Raw genomic sequence first — 14,621 nt, forward strand, 5'->3', positions numbered from 1 at the left:
TGTTCAACTGTTTGTTTCAAAGGATTACTTCATGCTTAATGCACACCATGACCGCATTCGTTTACCTCAATTGCAAGCTCGAATCACCGATGCAGCCACTGCTGCGGCGCTCATTCATGACGGTATGACTGTGGGCATGAGTGGCTTTACTCGATCGGGTGAAGCCAAAGAAGTGCCCTTGGCTCTTGCGGCTCGAGCACAAAAAGAGCGCATCAAAATCACCTTGATGACAGGTGCATCATTGGGCAATGATGTGGACAAAATCTTGACAGAGGCGGGCGCTTTGGCACGCCGCATGCCATTTCAGGCCGATCCTGTATTGCGCGCTGCCATTAACCGTGGCGAAGTGATGTACATCGATCACCACCTGTCAGAGACGGTTGAATTGTTACGAACCAAGCAAATTGCACCCATTGATGTGGCGATTATTGAAGCGGTCGCCATCACCGAAACGGGAGCGATCATTCCAACCACATCGGTGGGCAACAGTGCAAGTTACGCAATTTTAGCAGATCAAGTGATTGTTGAGATCAATCTGTCTCAAGCACTTGAATTGGAAGGCTTGCATGATGTGTTTATTCCAAAACACCGACCCAGTCGAGAGCCCGTGCCTTTGGTGGCGGTGGATCAACGCATTGGTTCGACAGCGATCCAAATTGACCCTGATAAAATCGCAGCTATAGTGTTTACTCACAAACTTGACAGTGCTTCACCCATCGCACAGCCCGACGAAGACACGGCGGCCATTGCACGGCATTTGATTGCTTTTTTTGAAGAAGAGGTGAACGCAGGGCGTTTGACAAAGCAACTGTTACCGTTACAAGCAGGCATCGGAAGCATCGCCAACGCCGTCATGATGGGGTTTGTCGACAGCCCATTTGAAAAATTAACCATGTACTCTGAAGTCTTACAAGATTGCGCTTTTGATTTGTTTGATGCAGGCAAATTGGATTTTGCTTCAGCCTCATCCATCACACTGTCGGAAGAAAAAGGCAAAGATGTGTTCAGCCGCTTTGCTGCTTATAAAGACCGTTTGGTTTTGCGCCCACAAGAAGTCAGCAACCACCCAGAAGTGATCCGCAGGCTGGGCATCATCGCCATTAACGCCGCATTGGAAGTGGATATTTATGGCAATGTCAACTCTACGCATGTACAAGGCACACACATGATGAATGGCATTGGGGGTTCAGGCGATTTTGCACGCAATGCCTACTTGTCTATTTTTGCAACCAAATCACTTGCGAAAGGTGGCGATGTGTCGAGAATTGTCCCCATGGTCACGCATGTTGACCACACAGAGCATGATGTGGACATTATCGTCACTGAAGTGGGCTTGGCCGATTTACGTGGACTTGCACCGCGTGAGCGTGCACAGGTGATTGTGAATCATTGTGTGGCAGAACCGTACCGCTCAATGTTGAAAGCATATATTGCGGACGCCAATCAGAGGGGCGGGCAAACGCCCCATGTATTGGAACGCGCATTTGAGTGGCATACACGGTATCGAGTGCATGGCAGTATGAAAAAAATTGAGGAGTGAGCCAGAATTGGCTTAAGTGTTCATTCATTTTTTCTGACAATGACCAAAAGTGGAGCAGCACATAATTTGATACAAGCGTACCCTTTAAAATCAACAGTTTATATTTTTAATTTTATATTTGTTTTGAATCAAATGCTTACCGTGTATCAAGTTATGTGTTGCTCCATTTTTCATGTGGAAAAAATGAATAAGGTTTTCTTTTATGTGTGTCAGATAATCCATCTTTTCTTTTGAAATGCCGTTCCCAATGTTATCAATTGACATTAACACACTAAGTTCAGGGGATTTTCCCCTAAAGAGTGCCAAATATCAGCAGCATCTTTCAATGTGTCGCATTCATGATTTGATGCACTCTACAATTTTTGGGTTTCCAAGTTGAGATTTATTCATGACTCCCGCCTCTTTTTCGTAGTTACCTACTTTAGGTTTTTATAAAAAAATTATGCGTTTTGAAAGAGTTTCATTCAAAACAAAAGCACAGCCTGACGCAACTAGTCTGCACCATGGGTATGCTCGTATTGCTCACCAATAAAACCGCCAATAATTTTATCCTTCGACTGCAATTTATAAATCGCCCCTTGATTGGCAATACCTCCCACATGTTCGTGTTTAGAATAGCTATATGCCATTTTCTCAGAGAGCCCACACCAAAAGAACGTTAGCTTATCGGCTGAGAGCCATTTCAATAAACTATCTTGTTCAATAAGTAGCATACGATTTTTACCTAATACAGAAACAAAAACAGGAAGGTTGTTTTGGTCTCGAATTTCTATCGTATTATTTTCTGAATTAAGAATTGGCGCGGAAAGGAAACCTAGCACGCTTTTCACTCCACGATACATTGCGGGATTAGGCAACAAAATATTTGCTATATCGCAGCTCAACAGAGAAACGCCTGAATACTTATCGTTTTTATTTCTCCAAAAACTATCGTTTTGTGCACAACCCTCTTCAATCTGAGTAAAAGTACTTTTCCAAGGGTATTCAGAAATCCAAGCTTGCCGGTCTTCTGCTAATTGAATTCCATTGCCGAAAAAGCGTTCCGTTCGCAAGTTGCTTAAAATCTTCTGATGTCCTTTTGAAGGAGTAGTCATAGCACGAATATGAGTCCATTGACTCATTTTTGCTTCTGCACTCAAACCGTAGTTATCTTCACCAAAATCTTTAGCTTCTTCAGCATCCCAATTACCCAATAAACATATCCAAGTTTTACCATCAAACTGTTGTGATAAGAAACTTGTTATGTCCTCAAAACCTGAGGCTACCCATTGTTTTCTATCCTCATCACTTAATGCTTTTGGCAAGGTTATTTCACGATTGATATTAAAAACATTTAGCGCATCTGCAAATTCTGAGTTACCCCATCCTTCTTCATCGTCTTGTGAAATATGGTTTGAGATTGCAATTGATGGATTGTAATTTCTTTGCTCAAGTTCACTAAATGATTTTATCCAGCGTGGATCATTATCCCAACTTAAGTGCAAAGTTGAGTCTGCAAGTAACCCAAGGTACTCATAGAGTCCAATCCATTGATATTTTTTTGAGGGTCTTAGGAAGCAGAATTCAATAACGGCTCATCTCGCAGCATGTTAAGAAGCACTTTATACAAGTCGCTTTTGCGATGGTTAAACCTAAATTCAGTTTCCTTCAAATGCAGTAAAAATGTGTTTTTCGGAACGCCGTTAAACTGAACCAAACGACGTTTAGCATAGCTCCAGAATGATTCTATCCCATTCACATGATTAGAACCATTTACAAACTCATCGGCACCATGATTCACCCGGAAGTGTTTATCAAACCCGATGTCCACCAAGCCATTATAGCCGCGCCAACCATCGGTATGGATAACGCTGTTAATGTCTGCTTTCCCACGAATAATGGCTTGCAGGCTGGCTTTGGAAGCATCAGGCACAATCTCAGTGTAGATATTGCCATCACGTTTGAGTAAACCAAACACGATGGTTTTACCTGAAGCACCACGTCCGCGTTTACCTCGAACACGATGCGGACCAAAATATGATTCGTCGGCTTCCAACTCTCCTTTGAGTGGTGAGCCTTGGAGACAAACAATCACCAAACGACGACGAATCTTGAGGTAAATGGTGTTGATTGAACGAACGGATATGCCGCTTAACGCAGCACATTCCGTTGCCGTTAAATCAAGGGCAAAATACCGTAAAATTTGGCGAAACTTCGCTTCGCTAATTTTTGAATGTTTGAAGTACTTGTTTTTCATTTGGTCTCAAGAGCTTAGCGCATATTTTAATGCGTTTGCTTCCTAAGACCCTTTTTGAAATACGTTCAATTTTAGAGCGTTGCCTCCCAATGTAACGCAAATTTTTCTCAAAATCACCAAATTGCTCAGGGCTCCATCCCAAATCAATAACTCTTTGCCAAATATACCGTCTGGCTTTTTTATCATCTGCGCGTGCTTCATACCAATTAATATTGCCCGTCTCTATCATTTCTAGCAACGCAGGTAAATCCACAAAATGATAAATAGCACTGCCCATTACATAACGACCAAAGTCACCATACATACCCATGTCTTTTGGTTTAAGTGAGCTCGATATTGTGAAGTAACCATCCTTACCCTCAAATTTGCTTACTTGCTCTTCTGACCAAATTTCAGGAAGTTTTTTTTCTGACCGATTTTCAATATCATTTATAGCTTCGCAATCTAACGCCCCTTGAGAACAAGCAAAGCGTATGATGAACTCAGCATAGTCCCTCATCATAATATTGGGTTCAATAAGCTCTTTTGACCAAAAATTTTGGCGCACGTATTGACCTAGCTTGGTTACAACTTCGGGCTTGCATGCAGGCAATGCGCCACACAATACTGCCAGTAGTCGCTCCTTAACATAAGGGTCATTAACATTAAAAAAGCTCTCACACAGACCCATGACACAAACCTCAGTGGGGTGCTTGTACAATATGCGTATTGCAATATCGGTGGCCTTATTTCGTAAAATTCGATTAGTTGAACTGGTTAACCACAATAATGGGATAAGTGTTAGTTGTACCTGTCCTTCTGAAAGTAAATTGGCAGAGTTATCAACCCAATGCAAAAATTCTCCTACTATGCCTTCGCTCGTGTCTTCAATACTTTCATAAGCAAGTACAACACTCCAACGTTTGTCTCTTTCTGACAAGCTTAATGAGCACAGATGCTTATGCAGGAAATTTGCATTAAAAGGATGCTGGGGTATACAGGCATACTCAAATAATTTACTGTAGACCTCATAATCATCTCGCGCAATTGTATTTGCCCAGAGTAAGAAGTATGTTTTAACTTTTTCTGCATCTTTTTGAAAGTCTCGCCAATTTAGTGTATCGAGCCAAGCATTCCACATTTCTTTCTTATCATGGTCAAATGAATCCATAAAAGGCTGCTCATTTGGAGAACGATGAATGACAGGTCTAAGTGGACACTCTACCAATTCAACACCTATTTTCTCTGGCAACAACAGTCCCAAAGCAAACAATCTTGGTTGCGCTCTCCAGTGTAAATGACGTTCTTCTTGATGATAGGTTTGTGTCAGATTAGGCAGGATTTTAGACTGCCATTTTTTTAGCAAATCGGTCTTTGTCTGCACATCTTTGAGCATGACTTCAACAGTCCGAATATCGGCAAAGCGCTCGTACTGTAATCTAACGTTCGTAATAAAAGATGATACCGTTGAGTTTTGACTATGCATTTCACACATAAAGCCTTCGGATAGGAGTTTATAATAAAGTCCTTTATTTTTTGTATCGTTACTAAAATATTGCTTACAAATTGTTTTTGCATCTACATCGCTAATCCACATATCATCTGATTCTGACATTTTATGAATTATGTCTGTCATCGCTTGTGTGGTTGACTCGCTTGGACAATCAATTATCCTTTCGATGTTCTCAGCAATTCTTGCTTCCCACGCGCGTATAACGTTCATAAAAGTTAGAGTGCCCTGCGGCAATACTTTTCCTTGATATGCCTCACATAAAGTCTTTAAAAATAATGGATTCTTAAATTCATTATTTAACGTTGGTTGATGATGAGTTTTTACTTGATAACCATTAAAGTATGCTAATACCGCCTCGTTAAAATTCAAATCAAAACCGTGGTGCGATATTAAGAAATGTTTATTTTCTAGGCTTGGGTTGATGTTGGCTTTTAATAAATCATCTCGACAACTTAGGATTAATTTCACGTTGGAAAATTGGCTTATAGTCATTGCCAGTGCAGCTAAATGCGCATTCCAAAGAGTTCTTTCAGGGGTCTCATTAATTGCATCAATAAGCACATAAGCAGGTTTACCGCTTATATCTGCCAGTGAAGATAAACAAGACATCAATTGGTCAAATGTCCCTTGCCAATTAAGTTGCTCTACTATCTGTTGTTTGGGGTCGTTTGCATTCGTAAAACGCTCGCCAATTAACAATAGACAAGCATTGCCAGCTTCAATCAAACCCTCTGCCGTCGAGGCCATTAAGTGGCTTTTCCCACTGCCTGCATTACCCGCAACAAGTAAAAACAGTGATGAATTTGATTTAATATATTGCTTAAGTTTTTCTTCTAGCTCTGTCTGTTCACTACGAAAGTTATATAAGCCAGATTCTCTTTCTAAATCCCATTTAATGGTATCTAATGGTTTCGGTTTGGATTCTTTTTGCTCTTGTATAGTCGATTCAAACTCGCTTAATGCGCTAATTAATTGCCTAACAGCTTCTTCCAAATCGTTTAATACCTCGATTAATTGGCAAGATTGTAGTGTGATGTTGCCTTCAAACAGTTCCGTAGATAGGCTCGTCACAAGGCTTTGAACTTGCACCAGCTTTTCGTTGAGAGCGGCAACATTTGTTTCCTTAACTTTTCTAGCTACAAATTGAAACGTTTTTTGCCATCCTTTCAAAATATCAGAGCTCAGTTTTTTATAATCATCGATTATGTTTCCCCTCCCCATCAGAAGGTTCAGGGTTTGCTCTGATTGAGTTTTTTGATGGAGTTTTGGCGTATAACGATGATGTAGTTGATTAATACAGATTTTAGTTTGTTCAACGACCCATCTGTAATCAAAATATGAGCAATCAAACCAGTATGATTGGATGTGGCGTGTCTCTGGTCGTATAAGGTAGTCGAGTAATTCCGACTCACCAATCCACTTAAAAACAATTGATGAATTTGTGGCTTTGCTTTTCCACGACTTTACCCTTGCCTCCCAAGTCTTTATTTGTGCAGGAGACCTATTAAGAGGGACGCACACATAGTACTCTACAATGTCGGGATGATTTTTTATCATTGTCTCAACCGACTTGTTTATTTGAGACCATTGGCTTGGGGTTAATTTCGAGAAATACTTAGCTTGTAACCCGATAATTCGCCCATCTTCTAAATGACATTTAGCCTCAACTCCGCCATCGCCGCCAGCCCCATTAATACGCTCCATCTTAGTGATTTTAGATTGAATTATAAAGGGGAATAATTGACAACAAAACTCCTCAAAACCACTGTTTTGAGAGCCATTGTGCACTTTGATATTCGTAAAACTTATCGATTTGTTCGCCATTTATTCACTTCTTACAATTACTTGAATCAATCCGCACTAAACTTGTTAGCACACACCATACCTAATCTAAACCATTTTTAGGTACATATAATTGTTTTTATAATATATGTATTTGCAATCGATTGGTAAGCAAATGCTGTTAAAAACTCCAAGATGACCAAAAACCGCCCAGTACAAAACAAAAAAGCCAACTCCTAAAAGTTGGCTTTTTCATGTATTTCTTGGTGGCCTGGGGCGGAATCGAACCGCCGACACAAGGATTTTCAATCCTCTGCTCTACCGACTGAGCTACCTGGCCGTCTTGCTTTGCGCTGCAAATCAAGAAGTGCAAGTATACCTAGGTATCAGTTGCTCGTCAACCATTTCAAGAGTTTTTCTTCAGTTTTTTTAATGACGGGGCTCCAGTCGCCGTCAATGTCTTGGCGCGCCAGTTCTAAACAATCGTACCAGTCGGAGTCTTGTCGTGTCCAGCCCCAGCGCCAGTCGCAATTTCTGCGCAATAGCATGAGTGCGGGTAGGCCTGCCGCTCCGCAGAGGTGGGCATATGAGGTGTCGATTGTGATGATGTGGTCGCAGCAGCTGGCGAGTGCGAGGGTGTCTGCGAATTGATCGGTGTATGGGCTCATGTCGATGATCGGGAGCAGGTCGTTGGTGTGTGCTTCTAGGGCTTGGTGGCCATATTGACGATTTTGTAGGCTGACAAAAACAGCGTTGTGGTTTTTTGCGATCTGACCTAAACCGTGTAGTTGTTCAAGGTCGAGGCTTTTGGCGCGTCCATGGGGGTTGTCGAGGTTGCCACACCATGCGAGTGCGATGCGTTTTTTACCAATAAGGGAAATGCCTTGTTCTTCGGCGCGTGCATACAGGGTGTGTTCCATGTGGGTCTGATGGTTGGACTCAATGGTGAGGTAGGGGGTGCGAGGGAAAAGGCTGGTATCTCTGCGAAGGAGGCGGGCTAAGCTGCCCATGGGGATCTGGTAGTCGATGTGAATGCCGTCATTTAACAGTTGGTGCCACCAGTTGGGCATGATGCCTTGTTGCCATTGTTCAATGTTGTTGAGGCCGCGCGGGTGTTCAATGACTGTGATGTGGGGGAAGCTGGCGCGCATCAGGTGGGCTATGGCGGCATAGCAGGCGAGGATCACGTGTGCGCCTTGGGCGAGCAGGTCGGGCAACATGGAGGCGTACATGATTTCGTCGCCAATGCCTTGTTCGCCATGAACAACGATGGTTTTATCTTTTAGCGATTCTCCCGTCCATGTGGTGGCTGGCAAGGGGCAGAGGTGGAGTTGGGCCCAACCGATGCTGTTCAGTCGTGCTTCGTGGCTGTCCCAGCCATCTGCGTAGTTGCCTTGCGTGAGTTGTTGCATGGCGTGTTCCCAACGGGTGTTGGCTTCTTCTTTTGAATTTTGGGTTGTCTGCTGCACGGCTTGTTTGAAATAAAAGTCGCTTTGGTCGAGGGCACGCTGGGCAAAGTGGATTTTTGCCAAGACCAAGTTGATGTTGGGCCAAGTGGGGTGGCTTTGGCTCAATGGGGTTAAGGTTCTAGTCGCTTTGTCCAGTTGGTTGGTGCGGTACAGCATTAAGCCGTATACCCAGCGTGCTTCTGGGGAGGCGGGCTGGGTGAGGAACCACATGTGTGCGTGTTGAAGCGCGGGTGCGTTGTCGAGTTGCTCACCGAAAGACAGTGTGAGTTCGCGATGAACCATGGCGTTGTTGTGATCCAGTGCTATGGCTGCAATCCATAAGGCTCGGGCTACGGACTCTTGTCCTTGGGCTTTGGCATGCTCGGCTCGAAGCATTATGTCTTGGAATTGCTTCTGTTTCGGATTCATGAGCGTGCTTTCTTTTTGTCGATGTGCGTGCGTAAAGCATCGTGCATGGACTGAACGACGGTTTGCCAGTCGTTGGCTTGGGTTTGCCTAAAGTAACGCGTTTGATCGTACCAAATGCTGTGTTCACGTGTTCGGCCATGCCGCCAATCGGCTCGTTTCATCAATGGCACCCATGTTGGGATGCCCATGCCGCCAGCCAAGTGTGAGACCGATGTGTCGACAGAGATCACCAGATCGAGGTTGTCGATGAGTGCTGCGGTGTCGTAAAAATCAGTTTGGTCGAGGCTGAAATCAACGATGTCCAATTGGGGGGCTGTCGCTGCTTCTGAACCTCGTTCTTGATTTTGCAAGCTGATGAATTCAATGTCTTCGAGCATGTCGACCAAAGGCAATAGGGCGTTCAATGGGATGCTGCGTTGATGTGTCCAGCGAGAAAATTTGGCCGAGACTGCGGCTGGATTTGAACCCCACATGAGGCCCACCCGAAAGCGTCGTTTTCCGTCTACGGCTTCTCGGCCGAGGCGTTGGATGCGCTCGGCATAATAAGCGGCGCGCTCTGGGTCTGCTTTGAAGTAAGGCTGGCGGTGGGCCATGAAATCATCCATTTTTTTGCGGTATAAGTGCATTAAATGCCCCATGGGCAACTGGGCATCGACGTGCACATCGCTCAGATCCGCTGGGCGGTCACCGACCATGTGGGTGCGCAGCTGCGCGCGAGGGAAATTGTCGGCGAACAATCGAGCCAAGCCTGGTTTGCAGGCAATGATGACTTGAGCGCTCACGGCTTCGGCATCGTCCAATAATTCAGTGAATAGGCTGGCGAACATCAGTTCGTCGCCCAAGCCTTGTTCGCCGTGGATGAGCAGAGTTTCATTGTGTTTAAATGTGCCTGACCATTGTGGGTAAGGGAAGTCATGGCAAAATACACTGTTTTTGCCTTCACACAGGAAGCGATCGTTGTAGTATTTGAAGCCTGTTTCAAAATCATCTAGAGAGAGTTTGTAAAGGGCGTATTCCCAATGTGCCAATGCGCCGCTGTGTTGAGCGGCGAATGCGCGTTGGTACATGGCTTCTGCCTCCTCGTGGCGATTCAGTGCGGCGTAACAGACCGACATCCGATCCCACAGTGATTCATAATGCGTCACATCCAATTGAACCAAGCGTTCAAAACAACCTAAAGCCAGTGTAAATTGTTCATCCAGGCGCAGGCACTCGCCATAGTTCCACAGGGCGTCAAGCAGATCTGGAGCCAGTCGTAAGGCTTGGGCATAATGCATCATGGCGCGTGGGGTATCGCCATCGACGCTCGCATTCACTGCGGCGTTGTAGTGATATTGAGGGTTGTCGGGTTCAAGTGCGATGGCGCGTTTGAGCATGACCCGTGCCATGAAGTCATCACCGTTTCCCCCGTATGCGTGGGAGGCCAAATGATGCGCCTCAGCGTGATTGGGGTTCAGTTTCAGCGCGGCCAATGCCGCTTCTAGGGCATGGGTGAATTGCTGCTGGTGGATGGCTGATAAGCAGAAGGTCAGCAAAGAAGGAACATTGTTTTCAACGTGGTAAATGTCACTCATGCCATGGCCTTGCTTTTGCGGGCTCGTAAGGTGAAGCGGTATTGTAAGACCACATTGTTGAATTGTTTTTCCGCTTCAAACAGTTGCTGCTCGGTGAGCTCACCGCGTTGAAAACGATCCATCCATGTTTTTTCAAAATCAAAAATGGTGTTTTCGGTGGCAAAATCAATGTGGTAGTACAACGCCAATGTGGTGTTGGCATAATGGTGTTCAACCCAATATTCACATTGTTGACGATCCAACATGTTGATCGAAATAGGCGTGATTGGGCGCACGTGGGTGGGGTCCCCAATGAATGTGTCGTGCCTTGGATGAGGGACGATGATGCTCAGTTTTGCCCCATCGACGCAGACCCGATACAGCTCTTGCCAAATCGCCATGTATGTTGCAACATCTTGGCCGACATGTTCGAGCACGTGATGCATGTTCACCTCATCAACGCTGTTGTCGGGCAAATCCCATGGGGTCGCTTCCAAATCCATTTGCCAATCGGGTTTTGCTTCAGCAAATTTGTCGACGTTGAAAAAACCATCAAAGCGGGTGTAGCCTGCGCCTAAATTCAATTTAATCGGCCCCACACGAAGTGCATCTTGTATCGGCTGCGGTAGTGCAACACTTGTGCTGGGTATGTTTGGCATACTGGGTGTGTTGTTTGACATTGTGGTCATCCTTTGCGCATGTACACATAATACAATACGGGGTTAAATATCAGAAGCGTCATTAAGAATCATTAAGCATCATTAAGGTCAGGTTCCATGTCAACGACATCCGGTTGAACACAAGGCATCGGGATGCGTGATTGAAACCCACCAACGGACTCATCTGAGGCATGGTGTCGCCCGAAAGGCATATGAGCAATCCGATGTTGCGCTTGATGGTCCTTAATGTCCCTTGTTGGCTATGTTGGTTACATTTCATGTGTCAAAAAGACCCATGAACATGCATGGGTCTTTTTGATGTCTGATGACATTTTATTTATTTTTCTTGGGTGTGTCAGTGGTTTCAGCGACTTTTTGATCGGTTTTCTTCGCCGATTGGACGGGCTCACCTTTCAAGTAATGCAAAGCCTGTTGCAGCGGGAAGTCGTTGGCATCACCAAATTTCGGTGGCTCATCCTTGTCTTTACCATCTTTCTTCTCGTCATCCGCCTCTTTTGCCCATTCGTCCCACACATCACGAGGTTTGTCCACTGCCACGCCGCTGTCATTCGACAGATGCCCTGGCAAGTCGGATTCACGTGAGTAGCGGCCATTTTTACCGCTGGCGTAATCATCCACCAGCACTTCGGGGATCACACCGCGAGCTTGAATTGATTTGCCGCTGGGGGTGTAGTAACGGGCGATGGTTAATTTCACGCCGGTTTTGCCCTCACGATCCAAAGGAATGACTTGTTGCACGGAGCCTTTGCCGAATGTTTGGCTGCCGATGATGGTGGCACGTTTGTGGTCTTGCAATGCGCCTGCGACAATCTCAGAAGCAGAGGCCGAGCCGCCATTGACCAGCACCACCAAAGGCACATCTTTCAAACCTTCGGGCAAATCTTTGAGCACATCTTTACCGCCGCGTGCGTAATCTTTGGGATCTGCTTTGCGGATTTCGGTTTCGGTGTGCATGCCTTTAGACGACACAACGGTGACTTCTGCGGGCAGGAATGCAGCTGAAATGCCCACTGCGGTGTCCAACGAGCCACCTGGGTCATTGCGTAAGTCCAATACAAGGCCTTTGACTTTGCCTTGGGCATACAGTTCTTTGGCCTTGGCAACAAAATCTTTTAGTGTGGGTTCTTGAAACTGAGTGATGCGAATCCACGCATAACCGGGCTCAATTATTTTGCCTTTGATGCTTTGGCTTTTGATGACCGCACGGGTGATGTTGAACACCAAGGGCTTTGATTCACCTTTGCGCACCACCGTAATCCGCACATTGGTGCCTTCTTGACCGCGCAGTTTAGAAATGGCTTCGCTCAAGCCGCGCATTTCACTGACTTGGTGATCGTCGATTTTAACGATGGAATCGCCGGCTTGAACACCTGCTTTAAATGCAGGCGAGTCTTCAATGGGGGAGATCACTTGAATCGCACCTTTGCCCGGTTGGACTTCAAGGCCAACACCACTGAATTTACCAGAAATGCCTTCTTTTAAATCTTCAAAATCTTTTTCGTCGAAATACGATGAGTGAGGGTCAAGTTCTTTGACCATGCCTGAGATGGCATTTTCGATGATTTTTTTGTCCGCGACATCATCGACATAATTGCCTTTGATTAAACCCAAAACCTGTGAAAATTTTTGTAAATCTTCAATTGGAATTGCACTTTTGGCTTCTTCATTTTTATCGGCGTATGCCGTCAAGCCTAAGCTCAACATGACGCCCGCGACTGCGCCGCTCAATACCAAACCTGCTTTTTTCATAGATTCAACCATTTCCTTTATCCAAGCATTCACCGTTTATTCCGCCGATATAATGTGCTCCGTCGATTTTGGTTGACGGAGCGAGTGCTTTATGTGGCATTTTTCGCGTGGATTGCGAAAAGTGCGGTTTTGCTTTCAAGCGCATGCGATCGGGTTGACCGCATGCGCTTGAATTGCTTCTTGCTTTTTACTGCTTGCTTCTTAGGACGCTTTGATTACTTGGATTTGCCTTGATTCGCCACCGCCGCTTGTGCTGCAGCAATCGCATCGGCATCGCCCAAATAGTAGCTGCGAATCGGTTTCATGTTGTCATCCAGCTCGTAAACCAAAGGTTGAGCTGTTGGGATATTCAAGTTGACAATCTCGTCGTCGCCGATGTTGTCCAAATGCTTGACCAGTGCCCGCAAACTGTTGCCATGTGCAGCGATGACCACATTTTTGCCCGCTTTAATGAATGGCACAATCGACTCTTCCCAATACGGTACAACGCGCTCCACTGTGTCTTTCAGGCATTCGGTTGTTGGCAATAAATCTTTGGGCACATCTGCATAACGTTCGTCGTTGCCAGGCCAGCGTGGGTCGCTTTTTTCCAATGGATTGGGTGCAATCGCATACGCACGGCGCCAGATCAACACCTGCTCATCGCCATACTGAGCCGCAGTTTCTGATTTGTTCAAACCTTGCAATGCCCCATAATGACGCTCGTTTAAGTGCCAATCAGGGTGCACGGGAATGTACATTTGATCCATTTCATCAAGTACGCCCCACAACGTGCGAATCGCTCGGGTCAACACCGACGTGAAGGCTACGTCAAATTTGAAACCAGCTTCTTTCAGTAATTTGCCCGCACGCACGGCTTCAGCGCGACCATTTTCTGTCAAATCCACATCGGTCCAACCTGTGAAACGATTGTCCAAATTCCATTGACTTTCGCCGTGGCGAAATAACACAACCTTATACATAACATCCCCTTTAAAATTAACCATAGAATTTTACCCTCTTTTTGTGCCTCACAACAGATGCACTCGCATCAAGTTTGCATCAAGTGGTGTCGCTGGGCATGGCATCAGATGAACTCACCGTCGATTGGTCGTTGTTAATGGGCTGCCATTGGCAGTTGATTAAATGTTAAAAAGACCAAAATGGGTGACGCGATTGAAGAAAAACAGCGTTTTAGAGCATTTGACGCGCATGCCTTGGACGCGCGGCGGTTTATATTCTATAATGTTTCCTTTGTTTTTTAATGATTTTAATTGCGAGATAAGGATACATTGTGGATTTCTTCTTACAGCCTATGAATTTAGCCCTTGCGGCCATTGCGGCGATTTCGGGAGGGGCCTTGCTTTGGCCCGCCTTGACGGGTTCACGGGCTTCACGAATCACCGTGACCGAGGCCACGATGCTCATCAATAAACGTGCGCAAATCATTGACGTGCGCTCTGCTGAAGCTTATGCTGCGGGTCATATTCAAAACGCCAAGTCCTTGCCTTTGAGTAACCTCAATGAGCAATTGCCCTTGTTGAAATTAAAAAAAGACAAGTCCGTGCTCGTGGTGTGTGACCGAGGGGTGAGTGCTGTGAAGGCGGCTGTGCTGTTGACTAAAGCAGAGTATGCTGATGTTCATGTCATTGAGGGCGGCTTGAATGCTTGGAAAGACGCGCAATTGCCGATTGTTAAAAGCTAATTGAATTAAAATTACAGCAAAATGTAGG

At 45.4% G+C, this 14,621-nt stretch carries 10 protein-coding genes and 1 tRNA gene; 2 read left to right on the forward strand and 9 right to left on the reverse strand.

Annotated features, from left to right (window positions below):
- The first annotated feature begins 31 nt into the window (after positions 1-31).
- Positions 32-1,540, forward strand: coding sequence for a succinyl-CoA:acetate CoA-transferase ScpC (gene scpC / locus DTO96_RS04505; RefSeq protein ID WP_114562404.1), 1,509 nt, complete (start codon positions 32-34; stop codon positions 1,538-1,540).
- A 491-nt stretch (positions 1,541-2,031) separates the two neighbouring features.
- On the opposite strand, the gene DTO96_RS04510 is transcribed toward scpC, so the two are convergent.
- From DTO96_RS04510 to gpmA, 9 genes are all read right to left on the reverse strand, one after another.
- Positions 2,032-3,024 carry a hypothetical protein gene (locus tag DTO96_RS04510; protein WP_114562405.1) on the reverse strand — a complete coding sequence of 331 codons (993 nt, stop codon included), beginning with the start codon at positions 3,022-3,024 and terminating at the stop codon, positions 2,032-2,034.
- 65 nt (positions 3,025-3,089) lie between these two features.
- Positions 3,090-3,776, reverse strand: a complete 687-nt coding sequence (locus DTO96_RS04515) for an IS1595 family transposase (RefSeq protein ID WP_114562080.1) — start codon at positions 3,774-3,776, stop codon at positions 3,090-3,092.
- Entirely contained in the window at positions 3,742-7,092 is a 3,351-nt protein-coding gene (locus DTO96_RS04520; protein ID WP_114562406.1) for an NACHT domain-containing protein, read from the reverse strand. The genes DTO96_RS04515 and DTO96_RS04520 overlap by 35 nt, the downstream gene beginning before the upstream one ends.
- Before the next feature lie 222 nt (positions 7,093-7,314).
- Positions 7,315-7,390: transfer RNA gene (locus DTO96_RS04525), tRNA-Phe, on the reverse strand.
- A gap of 46 nt (positions 7,391-7,436) precedes the next feature.
- Positions 7,437-8,927, reverse strand: coding sequence for a tetratricopeptide repeat protein (locus DTO96_RS04530; protein ID WP_114562407.1), 1,491 nt, complete (start codon positions 8,925-8,927; stop codon positions 7,437-7,439).
- Positions 8,924-10,501, reverse strand: a complete 1,578-nt coding sequence (locus tag DTO96_RS04535) for a tetratricopeptide repeat-containing glycosyltransferase family protein (RefSeq protein ID WP_114562408.1) — start codon at positions 10,499-10,501, stop codon at positions 8,924-8,926. The genes DTO96_RS04530 and DTO96_RS04535 overlap by 4 nt, the downstream gene beginning before the upstream one ends.
- The gene (locus DTO96_RS04540) at positions 10,498-11,160 is read right to left on the reverse strand and encodes a class I SAM-dependent methyltransferase (RefSeq protein WP_157964322.1); all 663 of its coding nucleotides are present in this window, start codon (positions 11,158-11,160) and stop codon (positions 10,498-10,500) included. Before DTO96_RS04540 ends, DTO96_RS04535 begins: the two co-directional genes overlap by 4 nt.
- Before the next feature lie 312 nt (positions 11,161-11,472).
- On the reverse strand, positions 11,473-12,921 hold the full coding sequence (locus DTO96_RS04545; RefSeq protein WP_114562410.1) for a S41 family peptidase: 1,449 nt from the start codon (positions 12,919-12,921) through the stop codon (positions 11,473-11,475).
- Between the two features lie 203 nt (positions 12,922-13,124).
- Positions 13,125-13,871, reverse strand: a complete 747-nt coding sequence (gpmA, locus tag DTO96_RS04550) for a 2,3-diphosphoglycerate-dependent phosphoglycerate mutase (RefSeq protein WP_114562411.1) — start codon at positions 13,869-13,871, stop codon at positions 13,125-13,127.
- A gap of 311 nt (positions 13,872-14,182) precedes the next feature.
- Between gpmA and DTO96_RS04555 the strand changes: the two genes are divergently transcribed.
- Positions 14,183-14,593 (forward strand): rhodanese-like domain-containing protein, encoded by a 411-nt coding sequence (locus tag DTO96_RS04555; protein ID WP_225972559.1) that lies wholly within the window; start codon positions 14,183-14,185, stop codon positions 14,591-14,593.
- Positions 14,594-14,621 lie beyond the last annotated feature (28 nt).

This window comes from Ephemeroptericola cinctiostellae (assembly GCF_003339525.1).
Taxonomy (GTDB): domain Bacteria; phylum Pseudomonadota; class Gammaproteobacteria; order Burkholderiales; family Burkholderiaceae; genus Hydromonas; species Hydromonas cinctiostellae.